23 protein-coding genes are annotated in these 22,172 nt (G+C 55.8%); 15 read left to right on the forward strand and 8 right to left on the reverse strand.

Annotated elements, in window-relative coordinates; genetic code table 11:
* Positions 1 to 2 precede the first annotated feature (2 nt).
* Entirely contained in the window at positions 3 to 1,532 is a 1,530-nt protein-coding gene (locus MC50_RS20580) for an FGGY family carbohydrate kinase (RefSeq protein ID WP_032696287.1), read from the reverse strand.
* The gene (locus MC50_RS20585; RefSeq protein ID WP_223306623.1) at positions 1,498 to 3,009 is read right to left on the reverse strand and encodes an MFS transporter; all 1,512 of its coding nucleotides are present in this window, start codon (positions 3,007 to 3,009) and stop codon (positions 1,498 to 1,500) included. The genes MC50_RS20580 and MC50_RS20585 overlap by 35 nt, the downstream gene beginning before the upstream one ends.
* 330 nt (positions 3,010 to 3,339) lie before the next feature.
* Between MC50_RS20585 and MC50_RS20590 the strand changes: the two genes are divergently transcribed.
* The 6 genes from MC50_RS20590 (at position 3,340) to patD (ending at position 10,407) form a co-directional block, all read left to right on the forward strand.
* A complete protein-coding gene (locus tag MC50_RS20590; RefSeq protein ID WP_032687886.1) occupies positions 3,340 to 4,752 on the forward strand; it encodes an aminotransferase-like domain-containing protein in 1,413 nt (470 codons plus the stop codon).
* A 304-nt stretch (positions 4,753 to 5,056) separates the two neighbouring features.
* A complete protein-coding gene (ydcS, locus tag MC50_RS20595; protein ID WP_032699980.1) occupies positions 5,057 to 6,202 on the forward strand; it encodes a putative ABC transporter substrate-binding protein YdcS in 1,146 nt (381 codons plus the stop codon).
* A gap of 17 nt (positions 6,203 to 6,219) precedes the next feature.
* Entirely contained in the window at positions 6,220 to 7,233 is a 1,014-nt protein-coding gene (locus MC50_RS20600; RefSeq protein WP_047664848.1) for an ABC transporter ATP-binding protein, read from the forward strand.
* A 1-nt stretch (position 7,234) separates the two neighbouring features.
* The gene (locus tag MC50_RS20605; RefSeq protein ID WP_102990892.1) at positions 7,235 to 8,164 is read left to right on the forward strand and encodes an ABC transporter permease; all 930 of its coding nucleotides are present in this window, start codon (positions 7,235 to 7,237) and stop codon (positions 8,162 to 8,164) included.
* Positions 8,154 to 8,960, forward strand: a complete 807-nt coding sequence (locus MC50_RS20610; protein WP_047664849.1) for an ABC transporter permease — start codon at positions 8,154 to 8,156, stop codon at positions 8,958 to 8,960. Before MC50_RS20605 ends, MC50_RS20610 begins: the two co-directional genes overlap by 11 nt.
* A 22-nt stretch (positions 8,961 to 8,982) precedes the next feature.
* A complete protein-coding gene (gene patD / locus MC50_RS20615; RefSeq protein ID WP_032687881.1) occupies positions 8,983 to 10,407 on the forward strand; it encodes an aminobutyraldehyde dehydrogenase in 1,425 nt (474 codons plus the stop codon).
* A 1,031-nt stretch (positions 10,408 to 11,438) separates the two neighbouring features.
* On the opposite strand, the gene MC50_RS20625 is transcribed toward patD, so the two are convergent.
* Positions 11,439 to 11,834: a hypothetical protein gene (locus tag MC50_RS20625; RefSeq protein WP_032699977.1), complete on the reverse strand. Its 396-nt coding sequence runs from the start codon at positions 11,832 to 11,834 to the stop codon at positions 11,439 to 11,441.
* Between the two features lie 265 nt (positions 11,835 to 12,099).
* On the opposite strand from MC50_RS20625, the gene MC50_RS20630 reads away from it, so the two are divergent.
* Both MC50_RS20630 and MC50_RS20635 read left to right on the forward strand, forming a co-directional pair.
* Complete coding sequence (locus MC50_RS20630) at positions 12,100 to 12,291, forward strand: hypothetical protein (protein ID WP_190306309.1); 192 nt, start codon at positions 12,100 to 12,102, stop codon at positions 12,289 to 12,291.
* Between the two features lie 118 nt (positions 12,292 to 12,409).
* Positions 12,410 to 12,583: a GnsA/GnsB family addiction module toxin gene (locus MC50_RS20635; RefSeq protein ID WP_032687879.1), complete on the forward strand. Its 174-nt coding sequence runs from the start codon at positions 12,410 to 12,412 to the stop codon at positions 12,581 to 12,583.
* A gap of 529 nt (positions 12,584 to 13,112) precedes the next feature.
* On the opposite strand, the gene MC50_RS29290 is transcribed toward MC50_RS20635, so the two are convergent.
* On the reverse strand, positions 13,113 to 13,454 hold the full coding sequence (locus MC50_RS29290; protein WP_072010688.1) for a small membrane protein: 342 nt from the start codon (positions 13,452 to 13,454) through the stop codon (positions 13,113 to 13,115).
* 396 nt (positions 13,455 to 13,850) lie between these two features.
* Between MC50_RS29290 and MC50_RS20645 the strand changes: the two genes are divergently transcribed.
* Positions 13,851 to 14,138 carry a hypothetical protein gene (locus MC50_RS20645; protein WP_050460915.1) on the forward strand — a complete coding sequence of 96 codons (288 nt, stop codon included), beginning with the start codon at positions 13,851 to 13,853 and terminating at the stop codon, positions 14,136 to 14,138.
* 49 nt (positions 14,139 to 14,187) lie between these two features.
* Here MC50_RS20645 and yncL read toward each other — a convergent pair whose 3' ends face one another.
* A complete protein-coding gene (gene yncL, locus MC50_RS20650) occupies positions 14,188 to 14,283 on the reverse strand; it encodes a stress response membrane protein YncL (protein ID WP_064610873.1) in 96 nt (31 codons plus the stop codon).
* A gap of 190 nt (positions 14,284 to 14,473) precedes the next feature.
* On the opposite strand from yncL, the gene MC50_RS20655 reads away from it, so the two are divergent.
* Both MC50_RS20655 and MC50_RS20660 read left to right on the forward strand, forming a co-directional pair.
* The gene (locus MC50_RS20655) at positions 14,474 to 14,647 is read left to right on the forward strand and encodes a GhoT/OrtT family toxin (protein ID WP_004861568.1); all 174 of its coding nucleotides are present in this window, start codon (positions 14,474 to 14,476) and stop codon (positions 14,645 to 14,647) included.
* A gap of 71 nt (positions 14,648 to 14,718) precedes the next feature.
* Positions 14,719 to 15,504 carry an alpha/beta fold hydrolase gene (locus tag MC50_RS20660; RefSeq protein WP_032696283.1) on the forward strand — a complete coding sequence of 262 codons (786 nt, stop codon included), beginning with the start codon at positions 14,719 to 14,721 and terminating at the stop codon, positions 15,502 to 15,504.
* A 247-nt stretch (positions 15,505 to 15,751) separates the two neighbouring features.
* On the opposite strand, the gene MC50_RS20665 is transcribed toward MC50_RS20660, so the two are convergent.
* Positions 15,752 to 17,185: an aldehyde dehydrogenase gene (locus MC50_RS20665; protein ID WP_047664850.1), complete on the reverse strand. Its 1,434-nt coding sequence runs from the start codon at positions 17,183 to 17,185 to the stop codon at positions 15,752 to 15,754.
* 262 nt (positions 17,186 to 17,447) lie between these two features.
* On the opposite strand from MC50_RS20665, the gene MC50_RS20670 reads away from it, so the two are divergent.
* Both MC50_RS20670 and MC50_RS20675 read left to right on the forward strand, forming a co-directional pair.
* A complete protein-coding gene (locus tag MC50_RS20670; protein ID WP_047664851.1) occupies positions 17,448 to 19,046 on the forward strand; it encodes an ABC transporter substrate-binding protein in 1,599 nt (532 codons plus the stop codon).
* A 16-nt stretch (positions 19,047 to 19,062) separates the two neighbouring features.
* Positions 19,063 to 19,296, forward strand: a complete 234-nt coding sequence (locus MC50_RS20675; protein ID WP_004861582.1) for a YdcY family protein — start codon at positions 19,063 to 19,065, stop codon at positions 19,294 to 19,296.
* Between the two features lie 9 nt (positions 19,297 to 19,305).
* Here the strand turns inward: MC50_RS20675 and MC50_RS20680 are convergent, their stop codons facing one another.
* A complete protein-coding gene (locus MC50_RS20680) occupies positions 19,306 to 19,755 on the reverse strand; it encodes a DMT family transporter (RefSeq protein ID WP_032699971.1) in 450 nt (149 codons plus the stop codon).
* The gene (locus tag MC50_RS20685; RefSeq protein ID WP_032687873.1) at positions 19,752 to 20,270 is read right to left on the reverse strand and encodes a GNAT family N-acetyltransferase; all 519 of its coding nucleotides are present in this window, start codon (positions 20,268 to 20,270) and stop codon (positions 19,752 to 19,754) included. The genes MC50_RS20680 and MC50_RS20685 overlap by 4 nt, the downstream gene beginning before the upstream one ends.
* Positions 20,271 to 20,480: 210 nt before the next feature.
* Here MC50_RS20685 and MC50_RS20690 point away from each other — a divergent pair, with 210 nt between their 5' ends.
* The gene (locus MC50_RS20690) at positions 20,481 to 21,056 is read left to right on the forward strand and encodes a helix-turn-helix domain-containing protein (RefSeq protein WP_015584412.1); all 576 of its coding nucleotides are present in this window, start codon (positions 20,481 to 20,483) and stop codon (positions 21,054 to 21,056) included.
* A 65-nt stretch (positions 21,057 to 21,121) separates the two neighbouring features.
* On the forward strand, positions 21,122 to 22,159 hold the full coding sequence (locus MC50_RS20695; protein ID WP_032687871.1) for an NADP-dependent oxidoreductase: 1,038 nt from the start codon (positions 21,122 to 21,124) through the stop codon (positions 22,157 to 22,159).
* The last annotated feature ends 13 nt before the right edge of the window (positions 22,160 to 22,172 follow it).

The raw sequence follows: 22,172 nt of genomic DNA on the forward strand, positions 1-22,172 counted from the left end.
CTTTACTCCTGATTATGGGATGGGGTGGCGGCCGTAGCCAGCTCCTGGGCGATACGGCTCTCCCAGAGGGTTCGCTGCTGCCGGCGGCATTCACCATCTATGGATGGCATAAATCGACGGGCGACCTGCACGGTCTGACAGGCCGCGTGTAATGAGTCCCAGAGCAGACCGCCGGAACCGGCGAGAAACGCGGCTCCTCGCAGGCTGGCGCGCGCCGTTTCGGCCATTCTGAGAACCGGAATGCCGCTCAGATCGGCCTGAATTTGCATCAGGGTGTCGCTGTTGGACATTCCACCACCCACCACCAGTTCACTGACGCTGAGGCCGGTGGCCTGTTCGTTGGCGCGAATGCAGGCGGCCACCGAATGGGCGATGCCTTCGAGAATCGCCCGGGCTATCTGCGCGCGGGTGCTGGAGATGGAAATACCGTTGAGCGAGGCGCGGGCCTGCGGTTGCAGCACCGGAACCCGAAGCCCGGTTAGCGCCGGAATAAAGCTTACGCCGCCAGCGCTGGCGGTTTGCGCTGCCAGATCGCTGATCTGCTCCGGGGTGTCGAACCAACCCAGATTTTCACATACCCAGTTAAGGGCGGATCCGCTGGTGGGGACGAAGGTTTCGACGGAATAGTGGGATTTCCCATGCTGGCGTCTGGCGGTCATCACCAGCGTGCTTTCACCGGCCTCGTGCAGTGCCGGGAGCTGGTCGCCAACCAGCAGATCGACAAAACTGCCGGTGCCGTGCATACACAAGGATTGACCGCGCGCGATGCAGCCCAGACCGACGGCGCCGGCAAACTGATCGCCCATGCAGGCCAGTACCGGCACGGCGATGCCGAGCAACGATTTTTGCGTGGTGCCGAGTATCTCCCCATCATCGACCAGAGTGGGTAACAGTCCGCTCGGGAAGGCCAGCTCTGCCAGCCACGGGGCGTAGTAACGGTGATCCCGTAGCTGATAGGCGCCGGCCGAGGTGGCATTGGTCGGCGTTGACAGACAGCGCCGCTCCTCGGTGAGATGCCAGAGCAGCCAGCTATCGATGGTCCCAAACATCAGGCGTCCGGCCCGGTGCGCCGCTGCGATCGCCGGGGTGTCGGCAATATGGCGGGCGGCCCACAGGTACGGCGAGCGAATCCCCACCGGACGGCCGGTGTGATTCAGCAACGGTTGGTCCCATTCGCCGGCTTTGTCCGCCAGTGTCCGGGCATAGCGAGCATCTTGCCAGACCATCGCCGGTACCAGCGCCTGGCCGCTCTCGCGATCCCAGAGTACGGCGGTGGAGCGCTGGGTGGCGATAGCAAGTGCCTGAATGCGCATGTTGCGGCTTTGCGCCTTGGCGATGGTCTTGCGACATACCGCCAGCGTCATAGTCAGGATCTCGTTGGCATCTTGTTCCACCACGCCGTGACGTGGGCTGATGACTCGAAGCGGGTGATATTCCAGACAGTGAACCTGTCCGTCCTGGCCGACGACCGCCGCGCGGGTGCCGGAAGTACCTTCATCAATCGACAGAATAACGTTTTGCGGTGCATTCATTTTGTGCCTCGGCCTGTTTCCTGCGCGACAGGCTGCAGGGGGGGATGGGATGGGATGGGGGGGCAAATTGCGGCGCGCCAGGTTCGTTATCCGGTTGGATCGTGGTGCGCGTCGGATCCCAGGAGATAACGAAGCAGACGATGCTGGCGCAAAGCGGGACGGCCGACATGATCAAAAAAGTCGACTGTAGCCCGTACATTTCACGAAAGATGGGGAAAACAAACAGACCGATGGCAGCGCCAATCGCCCCTAACGCGCCGACGATGCCGTTGGCTCCGGCGCGTAATTCGCTGCGAAAGGAGAGAGAAGACAGACTCTTACCGTTGGCGCCCGGACCGCCGGAATGAAACAGAATAAACAGAGCCGGTACCATCAGCGATACCCACAGCGGCATGCCGTCGCTGAACAAACCGAGAGTGAGCAGGACCAGAAAAGCGATGGCGAAGCCGATAGCGGAGGAGCGGCGCAGACCGAGACGACGACCGATCTCCGGTGACAGAAAACCGCCGACAATACCGAATATGTTAAAAAATAGTGAACCAAGCGTTGCGTAGACAAAGTTTTTACCGAACAGACTGGCGCTGATGACCGGGAGATACCAGCCCACGCCGAAATATTGAATCGACTGACAGATCTGTACCGTCGATGCCAGAATTGTACGAGGTAAATAGACACCGCGAAAAATAAGCAAAACGTTTTTAATCCCTTTTTGCGCCTGGCCAATTATCGGTTTTTGTTCGCTGGTGGGGGCGAGAATAAAACGATCGCCATATATTTTTTGCATCGCTGTGACCGCATCAGGCAGGCGCGATTTACGCGCTAACCACACCGGACTTTCAACCAGATAACGTATTTGCAGCAGCAAAATGATTATTCCGCAAAGCGCAGTTGCGGCCACCGAATAGCGCCAGATAGTATCGCCGACCTGCCATGAATAAAATAACAACGCCAGTGCCATATTTAAGCAGACGGCGACATACCAGACTCCTTGCCAGGTATTGAGCCGGCTTTTAAAGCGCGCCGGGGTAAACTCCGCGAGCAGCGCCATCGCCACCGCGAAATCCATGCCGTAGGCTATGCCCACAAAGAATCGGCCGGTAAGTATCAAATTGAAATCATGGGAGAAAGTGACGAGAAGGGCACCGAGAACGGCACATATTTTTGCCGCAATCAGCGGCGTGACCCGCCCCCAGCGGTCGGCGATCCAGCCGCCGACGGGATTAAAAATAATGGCAATCCATGAAGAAAAAGAGGTCAGCATCGCCACGTCCGTAGCGCTTAGCTGTAAATCCCGGGTCATCGGATTGAGCCCGGCGCTTAATGCTGAATTAGAGAAGGCGTCTAAAAATAACCCGCCGAGTGCCAGCCACCAGATAATGCCGGCTTTACCTGTAATATTCGGCTGTGCATCGATAAACTGAATTATATCGTCAATGCCGCGAATATTTTTTTTGCTTGTATTTTTATGAACAGACATAGCGGTCCCCTTTGCAAATATTCGAAAGAAGGCCGCTACATACAGGAAAGGCAATGAGAGACCATCTTAATGAATGACAGATAGTCTCTAATCTAAAATCTGTAGGCTGAACTCTAGAGCGGTGAATGGCGGGTGTCAAAGCGCCGGGAAAGCTTTACGTGCAATTTGTGACATGTAACTCATTTGTTAAGCATAAGATCTAAAAAATAGCCAGTGTCGATAGCGTCGGGACCAGAAATCGGCGCGACCAGAGCTATAACAGTTTTTATAAACGGCTATTTTTTCATTGCTGATATACTATAGGCGCAAACCTGAACCGCGAGACTCCTCATGAAAAAGTATCAGCAGCTTGCGCAGCAGTTGACCGAACAGATTGCGCTCGGCGTCTGGCAACCCGGCGATCGGCTGCCTTCGCTACGCGAGCAGGTAGTTAGCAGCGGGATGAGTTTTATGACCGTCAGCCATGCCTACCAGCTGCTGGAAAGTCAGGGCCGAATTATTGCCCGCCCGCAGTCCGGCTACTACGTGGCGCCAAAACCGGTCAGACTCCGCCAGCCGCCACCGCCTGCGCAGGTGACCCGTGATGAAGCGGTGGATATCAACACCTACATTTTTGAGGTGCTGCAGGCCAGCCGCCGGGCTTCGATGCTGCCCTTCGCCTCGGCATTTCCCGACCCGCGACTGTTTCCGCTCCAGCAGCTTAATCGATCGCTGGCGCAGGTGAGCAAAACTGCGACCGCCATGAGCGTCATTGAGAATCTGCCGCCAGGCAATGATGAGCTGCGCCACGCGATTGCCCGGCGCTACGCGCTGCAGGGGATGAATATCTCGCCGGACGAAATCGTTATTACCGCGGGTGCCCTGGAAGCGCTGAATCTCAGCCTGCAGGCGGTGACGGAGCCAGGAGACTGGGTGGTGGTGGAAAACCCCTGTTTTTACGGCGCGCTGCAGGCGCTGGAAAGGCTGCGGTTGAAAGCGCTGTCGGTGGCGACGGATGTCAAAGAGGGGATTGATTTAGCCGCGCTGGAGCAGGCCTTGCAGAGTTACCCGGTTAAGGCCTGCTGGCTGATGACCAACGGACAGAATCCGCTCGGCTTTACGCTGAGTGCGGCGAAAAAGGCGCAGCTGGTGGATCTGCTGGCGCGCTATAACGTGGTGCTGATTGAAGATGATGTCTACAGCGAACTCTATTTTGGCCGCGAAAAACCGCTCCCCGCCAAATTCTGGGACCGGCAGGAGATGACGCTGCACTGCAGTTCGTTCTCAAAATGCCTGGTGCCCGGTTTTCGAATCGGCTGGGTGGCGGCCGGTAAACATGCCCGACGTATTCAGCAGCTGCAGTTAATGAGCACGCTCTCCACCAGTTCGCCGATGCAGATGGCGCTGGTCGATTACCTCTCTACCCGGCGCTATGACGCCCATCTCCGCCGCCTGCGTCGCCAGCTGGCTGAGCGTAAACAGCAGGCCTGGCAGGCGCTGCTGCGCCATCTGCCCGCCGAGGTGAAAATCCATCACAGCGACAGCGGCTACTTTTTGTGGCTCGAACTGCCGGAAGGGGCTGATGCCGGAGAGCTGAGCGCCAGGGCATTGCGCGATAACATCAGTATTGCCCCCGGGAAAATGTTTTCTACCACCGCCAGCTGGACCTCTTTTTTCCGCTTTAATACCGCGTGGGGCTGGGGAGAAAGAGAAGAACAAGGGGTTAAACGACTCGGCGAACTTATTCGTGAGCAGCTGAGCTGAAGATCTGATTTTTTATACGGCTAAACAGCCGCTGATGAAATAACTAAATATTATTATCAAGCCCGGCCGGTTAATATTTTACCGGCCGTGGTCATATGAAATACGCATAGTCGTATCCTGCCTCTAACTCCTTGTCTATAATCCATATTGTTGCCAGGTATTCATCGATTTTTGTGGAATGCGCCCCTTGTCACAACCTGAATAAATTTCTCCGGGGGGCGTAAGTGCGCCGTCTATGGTTATTAAGGGAGATATTTTTACGGCACGGCTGCCGCTAATTTTATTGTGACAGGAGTAACACCCGATGAGCAAAAAAATTGCCCGTGGCAGCCTCTGTGCGCTGGGTATGGCGATCCTGACCGCGCAGGCCGCTGAACCGCCCGCTTCGCTGGATAAAGGAGAAGGCCGGCTCGATATTATCGCCTGGCCGGGCTATATCGAGCGTGGCCAGACGGATAAAAATTATGACTGGGTCACCCAGTTTGAAAAAGAGAGCGGATGTCAGGTGAATGTGAAAACGGCCGCCACTTCCGATGAGATGGTCAGCCTGATGGCGAAAGGAGGGTACGATCTGGTCACCGCCTCGGGTGACGCCTCCTTGCGCTTAATTATGGGCAAGCGGGTGCAGCCCATTAATACGGCCCTGATTAGCAACTGGTCTACCCTCGACCCCCGCGTTGAAAAAGGCGCCTGGTTTAACGTCGGCGGTAAAGTTTACGGCACCCCGTACCAGTGGGGACCAAACCTGCTGATGTACAACACCAAAATATTCCCGACGCCGCCAGACAGCTGGAACGTGGTCTTTGTCGAGCAAAAACTCTCCGATGGTAAAAGTAATCAAGGGCGCGTCCAGGCCTACGACGGGCCTATCTATATTGCCGATGCGGCGCTGTTCGTGAAAGCCACCCAGCCGCAGCTGGGTATCACCGATCCCTACCAGTTGACCGAAGCACAGTATCAGGCGGTGCTGAAGGTGCTGCGCGCTCAGCATGGGTTAATCCACCGCTACTGGCATGACACCACCGTTCAGATGAGCGACTTCAAAAACGAAGGCGTGGTGGCCTCGAGCGCGTGGCCATACCAGGCCAACGGCTTAAAAGCCGACGGCCAGCCGGTTGCCACCGTCTTCCCGAAAGAGGGGGTGACCGGCTGGGCGGATACCACGATGTTACATAGCGACGCCAGACATCCGGTGTGCGCCTATAAATGGATGAACTGGTCGCTGACGCCGAAGGTACAGGGCGACGTGGCGGCGTGGTTCGGCTCGTTGCCGGTGGTACCGCAAGGCTGTAAGGCGAGCGCGCTACTGGGTGACAAAGGTTGCGAAACCAATGGCTACAACGAGTTCTCTAAAATTGCATTCTGGAAAACGCCGGTAGCCGAAGGGGGTAAATACGTACCTTACAGCCGCTGGACACAGGACTATATCGCGATTATGGGCGGCCGGTAATCGGCCGGAGGCAGAACATGACGTACGCGGTAGAGTTTCACAACGTCTCACGTTTCTATGGTGACGTTCGCGCAGTGGACGGCGTCAACATGGGGATCCGTGATGGCGAGTTTTTCTCCATGCTGGGGCCGTCCGGCTCCGGCAAAACCACCTGCCTGCGGCTAATCGCCGGATTTGAGCAGCTCTCCGGCGGGGCGATTTCAATTTACGGGCACAAGGCCAGTGAGCTGCCGCCGTGGCAGCGCGACGTGAATACCGTCTTTCAGGACTATGCGCTGTTTCCGCATATGTCGATCCTCGATAACGTTGCCTACGGGCTGATGGTCAAAGGCGTCGGTAAAAAGGAGCGCCATTTTCGCGCGCAGGAGGCGCTGGAAAAGGTGGCCCTCGGCTTTGTGCACACCCGCAAACCGTCGCAGCTCTCCGGCGGACAGCGGCAGCGAGTGGCGATTGCCCGTGCGCTGGTGAATGAACCGCGGGTGCTGCTGCTTGATGAGCCGCTCGGGGCGCTGGACCTAAAGCTGCGCGAGCAGATGCAGGTCGAACTAAAAAAGCTCCAGCAGACGCTGGGGATCACCTTTATCTTCGTCACTCACGACCAGGGCGAAGCGCTGTCGATGTCCGACCGGGTGGCGGTCTTTAATAACGGGCGTATCGAGCAGGTCGATGCCCCGCACGATCTCTATCTGCGTCCTAAAACCGCGTTTGTCGCCGGCTTCGTCGGTACCGCCAACGTATTTGATAGCGATCTTGCCGCCCGCCTGTGCGGGATGCGCGGGGTCTGGTCACTGCGACCGGAACATATTCGCCTGAACAGCGGCGGAGAAGTGCAGGTTCAGGGCGTGGTGCAGGCGGTTCAGTACCAGGGGGCCGCAACGCGTATCGAACTGAAGCTGGCGAATGGCGACAAGCTGCTGGTCAGCCAGGCGAACAGCGATGGCGGGATGGCATCCAGCGCGCCGCAGACCGGACAAACGGTGCTGGCTTCGTGGTCACGTTCGGCGATGGTGCCTTTGGAACAAGGGGGCTGAGATGACGATGGTCATTCCACGCGCGCCGTCCGGGCGTCTGTCCGGACTCTTCTGGCGCAGGCCATCGCTGGGCCTGTTCTTACTCCTGCTGGGTCCGTTAATGTGGTTCGGCATTGTCTATCTGGGATCGCTGCTGACTTTACTGTGGCAAAGCGTCTATACCTTTGATGATTTCACCATGTCGGTCACCACGGATCTGACGCTCGCTAACCTTAAAGCGCTGTTTAATCCGGCGAACTACGACATCATTGTCCGCACGCTGGTGATGGCGCTGTCGGTGACGATTGCCAGCGCGGTGCTGGCTTTGCCGATGTCGTGGTATATGGCTCGCTATACCCGCGGCAAAATGAAAGCATTCTTCTATATTGCCGTCATGCTGCCCATGTGGGCGAGCTATATCGTGAAGGCCTACGCCTGGACGTTACTGCTGGCGAAAGATGGCGTGGCGCAATGGTTTCTCGGGCATCTCGGGCTGGAGGGGGGGTTGAACCTGGTACTGACGATTCCGGCGGTCGGCGGAAATACGCTGTCGACCTCAGGCCTCGGCCGTTTTCTGGTGTTCGTCTATATCTGGCTGCCGTTTATGATCCTGCCGGTACAGGCGGCGCTGGAACGCTTGCCGCCTTCGCTGCTTCAGGCTTCCGCCGATCTTGGCGCCCGCCCGCGGCAGACGTTCCGCTACGTGGTTCTGCCGCTGGCGATCCCTGGCATTGCCGCCGGGTCGATTTTTACCTTCTCCCTGACGCTGGGGGACTTTATCGTTCCGCAGCTGGTGGGGCCGCCCGGCTTCTTTATTGGCAATATGGTCTATTCCCAGCAGGGGGCGATCGGCAACATGCCGATGGCAGCCGCATTTACCCTGGTACCGATTGTGCTGATTGCCCTCTATCTGGCGTTCGTGAAGCGCCTGGGAGCGTTCGATGCACTCTGAACGGGCACCGCTGTTCCTCAAAGTCGCCACCTGGGGCGGAGTGATTTTCCTCCATTTTCCGCTGCTGATTATCGCGCTGTATGCGTTCAATACCGAAGATGCCGCCTTTAGCTTTCCACCTCAGGGGCTGACGCTCCGCTGGTTCAGCGAGGCGGCAGGGCGCAGCGATATTATCGAAGCCGTGACGTTGTCACTTAAAATCGCCGCGATGTCGACGGCGATTGCGCTGGTACTTGGCACGTTGGCTGCAGGCGCATTATGGCGCAGTACGTTTTTTGGCAAAAACGCCGTGTCGTTACTGCTGCTGTTGCCGATCGCGCTGCCGGGGATTATTACCGGACTTGCGCTGTTGACGGCCTTTAAGGCGATTAATCTGGAACCTGGCCTGCTCACTATCGTCGTGGGGCATGCCACGTTTTGCGTGGTGGTGGTGTTCAATAATGTCATCGCCCGTTTTCGCCGGACGTCGTGGAGTCTGGTGGAGGCATCAATGGATTTAGGCGCAACGGGCTGGCAGACCTTTCGCTATGTGTTGCTGCCGAATCTGGGATCGGCGCTGCTGGCGGGAGGAATGCTGGCGTTCGCGTTATCGTTTGATGAAATTATCGTTACGACGTTTACCGCCGGACATGAGCGGACCTTGCCGCTGTGGTTGTTGAATCAGCTGGGGCGCCCGCGCGATGTACCGGTGACCAACGTGGTCGCGTTGCTGGTGATGCTGGTGACGACGATACCCATTTTGGGTGCCTGGTGGCTTACCCGTGATAGCGACATGAGCGCTGAAAACAGTAAATAATTTATTTCTACAGGATAATGCTATGCAACATAACCTTTTGATTAACGGTGAGTTAGTGGCGGGTGAAGGCGAAATGGTGCCAGTATTCAATCCTGCTAATGGTGAGGTCATTCTGGAGATTGCGGAAGCCACGGAGGCCCAGGTCAACGCGGCGGTTGAGGCAGCGGATCGGGCCTTTGTCAGCTGGAGCCAGACGACGCCGAAAACCCGCGCGGACTCTCTGTTAAAGCTGGCGGAGGCGATTACCGACCACGCTGAAGCGCTGGCGAAGCTGGAGTCCTTAAACTGCGGCAAACCGCTGCACTGCGTGATGAACGATGAGCTGCCCGCCGTCGCCGATGTGTTCCGCTTCTTTGCCGGCGCGGTACGCTGTCTGCCGGGCATGGCGGCGGGCGAATACCTGGAGGGGCACACCTCGATGATTCGCCGGGATCCGGTTGGCGTGGTGGCCTCTATCGCGCCGTGGAACTATCCGTTAATGATGGCGGCGTGGAAGCTGGCGCCGGCGCTGGCGGCCGGCAACTGCGTGGTCATCAAGCCGTCAGAGATTACGCCGCTGACGGCGCTGAAGCTGGCTGAGCTGGCCAGAGAGATTCTCCCTGCCGGCGTGCTGAACGTGCTGTTTGGCCGAGGTAAAACCGTGGGCGATCCGCTGACCGGCCATCCGAAAGTGCGCATGGTGTCGCTCACCGGGTCGATTGCCACCGGCGCCCATATTATCGGCCATACGGCTTCATCGATAAAACGCACGCATATGGAACTGGGCGGCAAAGCGCCGGTGATCGTGTTTGACGATGCGGATATCGATGCCGTGGTGGAAGGGGTGAGAACCTTCGGTTTTTATAATGCCGGGCAGGATTGTACCGCTGCCTGTCGCATTTATGCCCAGCAGGGGATCTACGATCGGCTGGTGGAGAAACTGGGCGCGGCCGTGGCTACGCTGAAAATTGGCCAGCCGGACGATCCCGCCACTGAACTGGGGCCGCTGAGTTCGCAGGCGCATCTGGAGCGGGTCAGCGCAGCGGTTGAAGCTGCACGCGCGTTACCGCATATCCAGGTGGTGACCGGAGGAAGTCAGGTGGCTGGCAAGGGATATTTCTATCAGCCGACGCTGCTGGCTGGCGCAAAGCAAGAGGATGATATTGTTCAGCGTGAGGTGTTTGGCCCGGTGGTCAGCGTGACGTCGTTCAGCGATGAAGATCAGGTGCTGGCATGGGCCAACGACTCGCAGTACGGCCTGGCTTCGTCGGTATGGACTCGCGATGTGGGCAGGGCTCATCGTCTGAGCGCGCGTCTGCAGTACGGCTGTACCTGGGTCAATACGCACTTTATGCTGGTCAGCGAGATGCCGCACGGTGGGCAGAAACTTTCCGGCTATGGTAAGGATATGTCGATGTACGGCCTGGAAGACTACACCGTCGTGCGTCATGTGATGATAAAGCATTGATGTGATGTTAAGTGGCTGTAATAAATTGTTTTTATATTCCAGCCACTTTTTTATGGGGCATTTGTGGGACATTGAGGTCAGCATGACTGTTCAACAGGGCAATCTGATCGCCACTTTGGGCGCATATCCCTTTCCCGTAAACGCTGAAAACCATTTGTGCAGAGGTGTACTGGTAGGTGATAAAACGTGGGTTTGCCCCGGCGTTTATTGCCCGGCATGCAAATGTATGTCGAGACTCATGCGCTTTCCGGTGTTTGAACCCGGTGGCGCTGGTAATGGTAGGGGAGCGACGCCTCCATCTTCCGCCAGACAATGACCTGAGCTGGTGACGGGCTCATAATCCACACCATCAGCGGCGTGGTTGTTAATCCAGTCCGGGGCCTGACTTTATCGAACCAGCGCTAATTACACAAACCGCTCGGTTTTTTTCGTGGTCCGCATTCCGAGAAATCCAGAAGTACATATCCTTTTGACTTCATACAGTCCTCGATTTTTTTAGTTCTGGCGTCGTGCTCTGCTATTGTTTCACCGGGCGGCACACCGTTACGAATGAATTTGTTATCCCATGAATTGAGCGAAAACTTTCTGTCCACGCCGCACTCGTACAAATCATTTCGGCGTTTTTGCACGTTAGTATGGCCCATCGTCTGCGGATTCTGGAACGTCTGAACATATGGAAAATAGTCATAGTTACTTGAATCCATATCGGCGACAACACAACCGGTTAAACTAATACACCAAATCAGACTGAACTTTCTTATCGCGTGCACCTGTCAACACTCTCCAAAGTTATGTTTTAGACTTTTCCGTGGCCCTGCTTTCCGGGGGTACTTAGTTATAACACACCGCACCCGGCGATAAACGGAGGTGAGAGACCATGATGATAAAACATTAAATGCCGACAGAAGCCGAATGTCTGTTGCCGCCATGATGGGGAAGCCGCTGAACCGTGAACGGCGAAGGTGCCGTTCGGAGATCGTCGCCGCGCTATGGCTGCCTGAATTGTCCAAGGAGCGCAGCAACAGGAGAGATTAATGGTCACATCTGGCTTTAACATCGCCGATAAAAGATGCGACGGCATCCTGTAAGACGTTATTTTTGTTGGTTCGGTTAATCGTCATCATCGCTTTGGTCTCATCGGTGGAAATTTGCCATGTCTGGATAGTCAGCCCCAGCTCCGTGGCATAGGTTCCGGTCATGGCCGTTGGGCTTAACACGGTGTAGTTCATGATGCTGTCGGTCACGGAAGGGGATTTTTTATCAATATTTACCACCACTACTTTCTCGGCGAAACCATCGTTTTTAATGGCAAATTGGTTGTACTCATAGGCGCCAGAACCCCGCAAGTTTTCAATAACCCAGCATCCCGCACTGGCGGATGAGGAGGCCAGCAGCAGAACACAACCGAGATAATAAGTCCTCGCCATTATTCATTCTTCCTTATAGTGACAATCTGAAGGGGGCTGATGAAATACTCTCCGCCGATCTGCTGCTAAATATTGCGTATTTTCGCGTGCAGTTAAAGAAAATACAGTAGCAAAGCCGGAACATGGCTCTCAGTATCCCTGTTTATCGCAATACATCGCCGTTCTGTAGGCGGTATCTGATGGCGTGGAATAGTATTCGGCAGGGAGTGCGTCGAATTGACACGACATGGCAGCAATTTGCATCAATGCCCTGGAGGGCAGGCACATGAGCGCCTATGCCGCAGGCAATTTTACCGATGCCGAAGGGACTATCTATGCCAAAGGCCTGGACAAATCCGGGGGGCTCTTCAAGCGGAAAAACGACCTGGCCGCCATGTCCTTTCCTCTGCAGGGTGGGCGTACTATGCTTAAAAAATGGCGTTGTGATACGGGGCTCGATATCACTAACAACCGATGACAAAAAACAGCTTCAATGAATATAACCTATTGTTTATAATGGATTAGGGTTGGCTTTCGGCTAACGCGGGACAACCCTTACGCTAAACGACATCGTGAAATTCAAGGAGAGTTGACCAATGAAAAGCGAAGAGCTGACTCGTAAAGCTGAAGAAGAGATCTCGGCGCTGATTAGCAAAAAGGTTGCAGAACTGCGCAAGAAAACGGGGCAAGAAGTCTCTGAAATTGAGTTTGTTGCTCACGAAACCATGTCGGGTCTTGACGGATACGACGTCAGGATCAAGCTGATGTGAAAGATAAAGGTCGCCGGGGCGGCCTTTTTTATGCCTGCTGCTGCGAATGGGGCAACCTTCAGGGGCCGGCTATAAGTATGAGGCTATGCCTGGGCGATCGTGAGCTTGTTACGGCCGGGATAGTCACTCTCTGCGTGCATTAGCTTGCTAATAGTCACAATGGCAGTTATTGCTAAAACAGAAGCAGTGAAATATGAGAGGATTCTTATGCCCCTTCAAGAGCTAAGCCAATGAGTGCCGGAGATAAGCGCCGGGTGGGGCGTGTAATCTGCCTTTCAGCGCGGACAGACAGAAAACTCATCAGATAACATTTCCATCGCTGCGGCAATCCACAATAAAACCCCTGTATTCAATACAGGGGTTTTTTGTTGGCGGCTATAACGTCGGCACAATAGGTTAGAGAGGGACGTAGAGATGCCGGAATGTTCTATTTCCCGCATGAACTGTGTTGTTATTTGTTACGTATGAAGTCGCAGTGAGTATAATGTTTTCTGGCGTATCCGCAGGATGTTGTCACGCGCGCGTCGAGCTATCGCTTTGATTTTTTTGTCGGTAAACCAGACTGACGACGATCGCGAATGTAAGAAACCAGATTATACGCTGCAATTACCAGCAATAGCAGTGCCACAATAAGCACAATAATTCCAGACATGTACCACCCCAAAATAAATGAGTAAAAGCAAAAAAGGTCAAAATATGCAATTAAGAATGTAATTTCTAAAAGATGAGAACGCAAATGATATTTACTGATAAGTGCATTGTCAGTCAGTGTTGAAAATAGAGGGTTGATTTGTTTATTTGTTATAAAACAGTGTGTTGTGGTGTTTTGTTTACTGGTTTTCTTGAACGGATTGTGTAAGTTCTTCCGCATTTTTAGTCAATTTCCGGAGATTTTTTTATTATCCTTCATTAATTTACCGTATGATTTATGATGTTTTTTAGGTTTGTTCTTATACACTATTTTTATTATTCGTCGAACCTTTCGCGACGTCATGTAAGACATCAGACAGTTATTCCCTTTTAATTTCACCCGAGCAGATTACTTTCATGGAGGCAATGAGGACAAATTGTTCATATTGTCCAGTAAGCTGCAGAGATGGACGCTGGAGAATGAAAGGGGATCGACAGAGGCCTCTTTGGGTTCCACTACATTTTGTTCTACTACTTGTTCTACTACATTGTGTAGATCAAATGTTAAAAAACACTGTCCGGCCGCGGCGGCCAGGGGGTAAAAGGATGTTTGAGGTTTGACTTTACAGGCAGGCTCATGCGAACATTTGTCATAATTTGTTACTTTGACGTTGATCTTGTTTTGAAAAAAATAGCTTTTTTTCTGTCAGTGGCCTGCGCCACGGCAATGGTGTATGGCAATTTACCTGCCCGGCATATTAGCCTTTGTGAACAGCAGGGGGTCAGCGAGTCCATCTGCGCAGCGGCTGAATGGGATAATGAAAAAATTAATCTGCTGCCTGACTATAACCCTGAATATATAAAGGCTAATGCCGAGCTTCAGGCTCAGACCCGCGCGGATAAAACCGTCGCGATTAAAGCGTAAAAAAGCAGCCCGCAGAGGCTGCTTTTTTAGGTTTCTTTGCTGAATAAAATCAGTAAAACCAACCAAAACGAACAGATAACAGGCTGATAAGCGCGAAAGCTACGCCGACATTAATCAGAATTACGGTTTTGCTGGAAACATCCATAACGCCACCTTTATGAGTAAGCCTCTACAGGTATAGTACGAGGCGAAAGGAAGTGCTATCAGACAAGGATGAATTGGCTGTTTTCCGCTGATTAAGCGCGCTATTCATTGTGTGATTTTGCGGACTGTGTCGCACTCCTGGTGCCGCTCATCTCCGTATCATAATGAGGCTTATCAGGGAAGGAAGAAGAATGACCTTATACCAGAAAATGCTGGTTTTTTATGCAGTTATGGGATGTATTTGTGCGATCATTAGCTGGTTTCTGACAAAAGAAAGCCGGTTGATTCGCCTGCTGGCCGCACTGTTGATTGGCGCCACCTGGCCGTTTAGCTTTCCGATGGCGCTGCTGGTCTCGTTATTCTGACAGCATAAAGCGATGGCAACCGTCATAATGTTACTGTATAAAAATACAGTAACTGTTGGCGGGGTAACCTTATGAAGAGCTATTTTTCCTCATTCGCTGGCGCGACCGTGCGCTGGTTTGATTTCCCAGGGCACGGCGACCCGGTGGTCTTTATTCACGGGTTGGGTTGTGCATCCTCTTATGATTATCCAGGCGTGGTGACCGATCCGGCTTTTTCCGGTCAGCGGGCCCTGCTGATCGACCTGCCAGGCTTTGGCTATAGCGACAAGCCTGGATCCTTTGGTTACGGCACCGCTGAACAGGCGCGGGTTGTTGTGGAGCTGCTTGACAGTCTGCAACTGACTCGCTGCTCACTGTTCGGGCACAGCATGGGCGGCAGTATTGCTATTGAAGCGGCTGAGCTTCTGGGCCGCCGGGTCCAGGCTCTGCTGGTCTCCGAACCCAATCTTTATGCCGGTGGTGGCATGTACAGTCGGGCTATCGCCGCCCAACCGGAAGCCGGGTTTGTGGCGCGCGGCTTTGCCGATCTGCTGGCAGCGGAAACCTCTCCCTGGGCCGGGTGTCTGCAAAACAGCGCACCCTGGGCGGTATGGCGAGGGGCCAGCAGCCTGGTTGATGGGGTGTCGCCGTCCTGGTTCGCGCGCTTTCAGCAATTATCCTGCCGCAAGGCGCTGATTTATGGTGAACTGTCGCTTCCTGCTCAGGAGGCTGACGATGTTGTCGCCGCCGGTATTCCGCTGCTGGTGGTGCCGGATGCGGGCCACTCTATGGCCTGGGAGAATCCCGTTGCCCTGGCCGATTGTATGGCGCAATTCTTCAGCCGTGCTCAGGCGGACGGCGAAATATCGCCGGGGTGATTAGTTTGCCCGACCGCGCGGAGGCCGGAACCGCCAGCCGTGGCGTGCGTAGACGCTGGCGTTCAGCGGGAACGACTTTTCTGCCCGGTTGGCAGGAGATGCGCTGGTTAGGGACCCGCAACCTTTCGCCGTGGCGTGCGGTCGCAATGGCATTGCGACCGTTCCGCGGTCAGCCTTTCGCACAACGGCTGCTCACTGGCGCGGTTTAAACCGGTTAGGAGAACGGGCTAACCGGCAGAACCGGGGGTTAAAACGGCAGTTCGCGCGGACTGGTCTGCAGCGTTATCCAGCGTAGTTCGGTAAACTCGGCAATAGCTGCGCGGCCGCCGAAGCGTCCGTAGCCGGAAGCTTTGCAGCCGCCAAACGGCATTTGCGCTTCATCGTGCACGGTGGGGCCATTAATGTGGCAAATGCCGGTTTGCAATCTCTGGGCTACATTCCACGCCCGGGCGGTGTCGCGACTGTATACCGCCGAGGAGAGCCCGTATTCGCTTTCGTTGGCTACCGTCAGCGCTTCCTGCTCACCCTGCACCCGGATAATGGCTTTTACCGGGCCAAAGGATTCCTCCTGCCATATCCGCATGCTGCGGGTCACTCCATCAAGCAGGGTGGCGCGCATCTGGGTGGTGTCGGCTTTACCACCGGTTAACAGCCGGGCCCCTTTGGCCAGCGCGTCGTCAATCAACTCATTGCAGCGTGTGACGGTCTTCATATCGACAACCGGCCCCATCAGCCCGGCGGGCAAGGTTGCCGCGCGGCGACTGAGCAGAGCGATAAAGGCGTCGGCTATTGATTGGTCGACGATAATGCGCTCGGTCGACATACAGATCTGCCCGGCGTTAGCGAATGCGCCAAAGAGGGCGCCGGCCGCCGCTTGTTCGAGATCGGCATCGTCGAGGACCAGCAGCGGCGCTTTGCCGCCCAGTTCAAGCACTGCCGGTTTCAGGTGCTCTCCGCAGGTGCGGGCGATAATGCGTCCGACCGGCGTGGAGCCGGTAAAGTTGACGCGGCGCACTGCCGGATGGGCGATAAGCGACTCCACCAGCGCGGGCGCATCCGCCGGCGCGCAGGTGAGATAGTTCACGACACCGTCCGGTAATCCCGCCGCAGCCAGCGCATCAATAATCAGCGCCTGACTGGCGGGCGACATCTCCGCCCCTTTCAGGATCACCGTATTCCCGCAGGCTAACGGTGTCGCAATCGCGCGCGTGGCGAGGATCAGCGGCGCATTCCACGGCGCCATCCCCAGTACCACCCCAGCCCCCTGACGCACGGCCATGGCCAGATTGCCCGGTACATTCGACGGAATAATCTGCCCTTCGATCTGGGTGGTGAGGGCGGCGGCCTCACGCAAAATGTCGGCGGCAAGATGAACGTTAAAACCCGCCCAGTGCGCCGTCGCGCCCGTCTCAGCTGACATGGCGGCGATGAATTTTGCTTCACGATGCTGCATTTGCTCCGCCGCCTCCAGCAGCAGGCGACGACGTTCGGCGGGGGGCGTATCGCGCCATTGCGGGAAGGCGGCAGCGGCGGCTTCGACGCTGCGTCGGGCATCGGCCAGGCTTGCCGCCGATGCGATGGACGCGGGCTGTTCGCTGAGCGGATTGGCACGGGTAAAGGTGGCCTGGCCTTCAGCATCATGCCACTGGCCTTGGGTATATAAGTTGCAGGTTGTTGTCATGGGAAAACCTCGTTGTGCGGCGTTCTGCGGTTTTCCGAGTGTATCGGGCGACGAGACCGCGTGGAGCAGGCAGGGCGGTTATCGCACGTTTTTTTTCGGGTTTTATAGGCAGTTCACAACTTCAGCAGGCTGGCCCGGACTGGACAATAAACCGGCGAAAACAGCGCTTTCAGCATAACCTGATACCGATTGATTATTTGCCGGTTGCATGCCGCTGTGCTGTTATTAGAGCACTTATAACAAATTGATAAGGTTTATAACCATGTCTACAGGGAAAACGTTGATTGCGCTGGCGTTAAGCGCATGGCTGCCGGCCGGCGTCGCATGGGCGGCCGGTAACGATACGCTGATCTATTGCTCCGAAGCCTCGCCGGAATCATTTAACCCACAGATTGCCAGCTCCGGCCCCTCGTTTGTGGCCAGCTCACAGGTGCTCTACAACCGTCTGATCACCTTTGATCCGGTTAAAAACACGCCGATCCCTTCGCTGGCCACTGCGTGGACCGTGTCGCCAGATGGCAAAACCTGGACCTTTACCCTGCGTAAAGGAGTGAAGTTCAACAGCAATAAGTACTTTACTCCGACCCGCGATTTCAACGCCGATGACGTGCTGTTCTCCGTCCTGCGTCAACAGGATGCGAAACATCCGTACCATAACGTTTCGCAAGGCAACTATGAATATTTTCACGATGTCGGGCTGGATAAGCTGATTAAAGAGGTGAAAAAGGTCGATGATTATCATGTTCAGTTTGTACTGACGGAGCCGAATGCCGCCTTCCTCGCCGACTGGGGAATGGATTTTGCCTCAATACTCTCCGCGGAATACGCCGATGCCATGATGAAGAAAGGCACGCCGGAGTATGTTGATACCTGGCCTGTCGGGACCGGTCCGTATGCGCTTCAGCAGTATAAAGTCGATTCGCTTATCCGCTACATTGCCAATCCGCATTATTGGGAAGGTGAGGTGCCGACAAAGCATCTGATTTTCTCCATCACCCCGAATGTCGAGACTCGCCTGGCGAAGCTGCAAACCAACGAATGTCAGATTATCCCGGCGCCGTCGCCGGTGCAGTTTGCCGCGATCAAGGGCAATAAAGATCTGGCGCTGCATGCTGTTGAAGCGCTGAACGTCGGCTATCTGGCGTTTAATACCGAGAAAAAACCGTTTGATAACGTGCTGGTACGTCAGGCGCTGAACTACGCCACCGACAAACAGGCAATCGTCAAAGCGGTGTTTATGGATTCGGGCGTGGTGGCCAAATCTCCACTGCCGGCGAATATGCTCGGTTATAAGAAAGATCTGCCGGATTACGCCTACGATCCGCAAAAGGCTAAAGCGCTGCTGAAGCAGGCCGGGCTGGAAAAAGGGGCGGAGGTGACCTTGTGGTCGATGCCGGTACAGCGCCCCTACAACCCCAATTCGCGCCGCATTGCTGAAATGATTCAGAACGACTGGAGCAAAGTGGGCATCAAGGCCAAAATCGTCACCTATGAGTGGGGGGAATATCTCTCCGGCATGCGTAAAGGCGAACACGACAGCGCCCTGTTTGGCTGGATGTCGGACAATGGCGACCCGGACAACTTTGCCGGGACGTTGCTGAGCTGTGATAATATCAAGAGCGGCTCCAACGTTGCCCGCTGGTGCGATAAGTCGTATGACGCGCTGGTCAAAAAAGCGATCCTGGTCAGCGATCCGCAACAACGCGCCGCGCTATATGGTCAGGCGCAAGAGATCTTTTATCAGCAGGCGCCATGGATTACCCTGGCGACCGGGAAAACCTTCTACGCCACGCGCAGCAACGTTAGCGGGTATAGCGTGAGCCTGATGGGGAGCGATTTTTCGAAGGTTAAATTGAACTAAGCCGAAAGGAGCACATATGGCACATCTGGATGACGTTATCGCCCGTGTCGATGCGGCGATCGCCGAAGGGGTGATTACTCACATGAATGAACTGCTGGTGGCGCTGAGTGACGATGCTGAGCTGAGCCGCGACGAACGCTATACCCAGCAGCAGCGTTTACGCACCACGATTGCCCACCACGGCCGTCAGCAGCATGAAGAGCAGGAAACGCGCCGCGAGCAGTTGAATAAAGGCGGCGCCATTCTCTGATATTGCGCGCTAAAACTGGCGTCTGGCCACCAGCCAGGCGCCTGCCACCAGCATCACCGCGCCGCACAGCGGCCCCAGCAACGCCCGCCACGGCACGCCGTGAGCGCGAATGATATCCATCGCTAGTCCCCCCACCAGCTGGCTGGCAATCAGCACCGCGATGGTGGTGGCGGCGCCAACGTTCTGATAGCCACTGATGCTGGCGAAGACAAAAAACGATCCCAGTAATCCTGGAATGAGCGTCCACCATTTTATGCTGAGCGCCAGCTCCTGAAAGCCCGCCGCACCATGGCGCAGCAGCAGGATGGTAACGAAAATCACAATCCCCACCAGCGAGTTCAGCAGCATCGCAATGAGTATTGTGGAAGCGGACTGCGTAATGCGCACCATCAGCGTATTTTGCACCACCAGTCCGACGCCTGCGGCAATCAGACAGGCGAGGGTCAGCGAAGCGTTCATGCGCTGGCGTCCGGATCGCGACGATCGTCGAGCTGGAGCTGCATAAAGGTCAGATCCAGCCAGCGGCCAAATTTTGTGCCGACCTGCGGCATCTGCCCGGTGGTGACAAACCCGAGCGTTTCATGCAGATGCAAAGAGGCCTGGTTTTGCGCTTCGATACCGGCCACCATGACATGTTTGTTCAGGCGACGGGCCTCCTTAATCAGCGCCACCAGCAGGCTGCGGCCTAATCCTTTACCCTGATGGTCGGGGTGGACGTAGACTGAATGTTCGACGGTATGGCGAAAGCCGTCAAATGCGCGCCAGTCGCCAAACGAAGAATAGCCGGTCACCACGCCGTTTTCTTCGCTCACCAGAACCGGGTAGCCTGCCAGCTGACGCGCTTCAAACCAGGCGATGCGGTTATCGGTATCGACGGTTTTGTCATTCCAGATGGCGGCGGTGTGCAGCACCGCGTGGTTGTAAATTTCGGCAATCGCCGCGCAATCTTCTTTGCAGGCGTAACGAATGGTCATAGCAAACCTCAACTCAATATCTGTACACTATAGTAGTACGATATTATTACAATAATGTACGCAATGCTGTCATCTGTTTTAGCAAGAAATTTATCAAGAGCTGTCGTCTGTGGGCAGGTATAACAGGGGCGGCGTGGCCAGAGGGTACGGGGCTGGCTTTGCCCGCGCTCGCCTTGTCTGAGATTGATTCATACACTATAGTACTACGCTATGAATACTATTGAAGACAATATGAATCAGCGCATTAGCGCCCGTATCCGTATCGAACGTGAATCTCGCGGCTGGTCGCTCAGCGAACTGGCCGAACGCGCCGGCGCCTCACGCGCTATGATCCACAAGATCGAGCGCGGCGAGAGTAGCCCGACGGCATCGATGCTCGGGCGGCTGTCCGGTGCTTTCGGCATCAGTATGTCGACGCTGATTGCCCGAGCGGAGATGCAGGAAGGTAAACTGCTGCGCTTTGCCCAGCAGCCGGTCTGGCGCGATCCGCAAAGCCACTATTTACGGCGTCACGTGTCGCCGCGCAGCGATCTGCCCATCGACCTGGTGCAGGTGGAGCTGCCGGCGGGGAGCGATGTGCCGATGCCCGCCGCCTCTTACGCGCTGGCGCGCCAGCTGATCTGGCTGCAACAGGGGGAGCTGGTGTTTGTCGAAGGAGCGACCCGGCATGAGATGCGGGCCGGTGATTGCCTCGAGTTGGGGCCGCCTAACGACTGCCGTTTTATCAATGAGTCCAGCACCTCCTGCACCTATCTGGTGGTGCGATTAAATCAATCTGCCTCATAATGCCAATGTGCGCGGCGGCAATTGCGACTAGCCTCAGTACAGGTCCTAAACAAGAGGAGTTTGCTATGGCTTTTCATCCGCAACGTCACCGCCGCTGGGTACTGGCTTCTCGCCCGCACGGCGAGCCGACAGGGGATAATTTCCGTCTGGAAGAGAGCGATGCCCCGACGCCCGGTCCCGGGCAAGTGCTTCTGCGCACGGTTTATCTCTCGTTAGACCCCTACATGCGCGGGCGCATGAGCGATGCACCGTCCTACTCGCCGCCGGTTGCCATCGGCGCCGTGATGGTCGGTGGAACGGTGAGTCGCGTTGAAGCGTCTCACCACGCTGACTTTAAACCGGGAGAGTGGGTGCTGAGCTACGGCGGCTGGCAGGATTTTGAACTCTCCGATGGCAACGGGCTGGTGAAGCTGGGCGAACATCCGCAACACCCGTCGTGGGCGCTCGGCATCCTCGGGATGCCCGGTTTTACGGCCTATATGGGGCTGCTGGATATCGGTCAGCCGAAGGCGGGAGAAACGCTGGTGGTGGCCGCGGCCACCGGGCCGGTGGGCGGTACGGTCGGCCAGATCGCGAAGCTGAAGGGATGTCGGACGGTGGGGATTGCCGGCGGCAGCGAGAAATGCCGTTATGCCGTCGAGACGCTGGGCTTTGACGTCTGCCTCGATCACCGCGCGCCTGATTTTGCCGAACAGCTGGCGCAGGCTTGCCCGCAGGGCATTGACGTTTACTATGAAAACGTCGGCGGCAAGGTGTTTGATGCCGTGCTGCCGCTGCTCAATACCTCGGCGCGGGTACCGGTGTGCGGCCTGGTGAGCGGCTATAATGCGACCGAACTGCCGGAAGGGCCGGATCGTCTGCCGCTATTGATGGCGACGCTGCTGAAAAAACGGATCCGGATGCAGGGCTTTATTATCGGCCAGGACTACGGGCATCGTATTGCCGAATTCCAGCAGGAGATGGGGCGCTGGGTGCAGGAAGGAAAAATCAAATACCGCGAGCAGCTCGTTGAGGGCCTCGAAAATGCACCACAGACGCTGATTGGCCTGCTGAAGGGAGAGAACTTCGGCAAAGTGGTCATCCGCGTTTCGCCTGACGAATAACAAACACTGCCCC

Origin of the sequence: Klebsiella planticola, assembly GCF_000783935.2 — a bacterium.
Lineage (GTDB): Bacteria > Pseudomonadota > Gammaproteobacteria > Enterobacterales > Enterobacteriaceae > Klebsiella > Klebsiella planticola.

What these genes read in the sequence shown, in the direction of transcription:
- MC50_RS20580 (WP_032696287.1), bottom strand. Translation starts at nt 1,532, where the DNA reads ATGAATGCACCGCAAAACGTTATTCTGTCGATTGATGAAGGTACTTCC.
- MC50_RS20585 (WP_223306623.1), bottom strand. Translation starts at nt 3,009, where the DNA reads ATGTCTGTTCATAAAAATACAAGCAAAAAAAATATTCGCGGCATTGAC.
- MC50_RS20590 (WP_032687886.1), top strand. Translation starts at nt 3,340, where the DNA reads ATGAAAAAGTATCAGCAGCTTGCGCAGCAGTTGACCGAACAGATTGCG.
- ydcS (WP_032699980.1), top strand. Translation starts at nt 5,057, where the DNA reads ATGAGCAAAAAAATTGCCCGTGGCAGCCTCTGTGCGCTGGGTATGGCG.
- MC50_RS20600 (WP_047664848.1), top strand. Translation starts at nt 6,220, where the DNA reads ATGACGTACGCGGTAGAGTTTCACAACGTCTCACGTTTCTATGGTGAC.
- MC50_RS20605 (WP_102990892.1), top strand. Translation starts at nt 7,235, where the DNA reads ATGACGATGGTCATTCCACGCGCGCCGTCCGGGCGTCTGTCCGGACTC.
- MC50_RS20610 (WP_047664849.1), top strand. Translation starts at nt 8,154, where the DNA reads ATGCACTCTGAACGGGCACCGCTGTTCCTCAAAGTCGCCACCTGGGGC.
- patD (WP_032687881.1), top strand. Translation starts at nt 8,983, where the DNA reads ATGCAACATAACCTTTTGATTAACGGTGAGTTAGTGGCGGGTGAAGGC.
- MC50_RS20625 (WP_032699977.1), bottom strand. Translation starts at nt 11,834, where the DNA reads ATGGCGAGGACTTATTATCTCGGTTGTGTTCTGCTGCTGGCCTCCTCA.
- MC50_RS20630 (WP_190306309.1), top strand. Translation starts at nt 12,100, where the DNA reads ATGAGCGCCTATGCCGCAGGCAATTTTACCGATGCCGAAGGGACTATC.
- MC50_RS20635 (WP_032687879.1), top strand. Translation starts at nt 12,410, where the DNA reads ATGAAAAGCGAAGAGCTGACTCGTAAAGCTGAAGAAGAGATCTCGGCG.
- MC50_RS29290 (WP_072010688.1), bottom strand. Translation starts at nt 13,454, where the DNA reads ATGCGGAAGAACTTACACAATCCGTTCAAGAAAACCAGTAAACAAAAC.
- MC50_RS20645 (WP_050460915.1), top strand. Translation starts at nt 13,851, where the DNA reads ATGCGAACATTTGTCATAATTTGTTACTTTGACGTTGATCTTGTTTTG.
- yncL (WP_064610873.1), bottom strand. Translation starts at nt 14,283, where the DNA reads ATGGATGTTTCCAGCAAAACCGTAATTCTGATTAATGTCGGCGTAGCT.
- MC50_RS20655 (WP_004861568.1), top strand. Translation starts at nt 14,474, where the DNA reads ATGACCTTATACCAGAAAATGCTGGTTTTTTATGCAGTTATGGGATGT.
- MC50_RS20660 (WP_032696283.1), top strand. Translation starts at nt 14,719, where the DNA reads ATGAAGAGCTATTTTTCCTCATTCGCTGGCGCGACCGTGCGCTGGTTT.
- MC50_RS20665 (WP_047664850.1), bottom strand. Translation starts at nt 17,185, where the DNA reads ATGACAACAACCTGCAACTTATATACCCAAGGCCAGTGGCATGATGCT.
- MC50_RS20670 (WP_047664851.1), top strand. Translation starts at nt 17,448, where the DNA reads ATGTCTACAGGGAAAACGTTGATTGCGCTGGCGTTAAGCGCATGGCTG.
- MC50_RS20675 (WP_004861582.1), top strand. Translation starts at nt 19,063, where the DNA reads ATGGCACATCTGGATGACGTTATCGCCCGTGTCGATGCGGCGATCGCC.
- MC50_RS20680 (WP_032699971.1), bottom strand. Translation starts at nt 19,755, where the DNA reads ATGAACGCTTCGCTGACCCTCGCCTGTCTGATTGCCGCAGGCGTCGGA.
- MC50_RS20685 (WP_032687873.1), bottom strand. Translation starts at nt 20,270, where the DNA reads ATGACCATTCGTTACGCCTGCAAAGAAGATTGCGCGGCGATTGCCGAA.
- MC50_RS20690 (WP_015584412.1), top strand. Translation starts at nt 20,481, where the DNA reads ATGAATACTATTGAAGACAATATGAATCAGCGCATTAGCGCCCGTATC.
- MC50_RS20695 (WP_032687871.1), top strand. Translation starts at nt 21,122, where the DNA reads ATGGCTTTTCATCCGCAACGTCACCGCCGCTGGGTACTGGCTTCTCGC.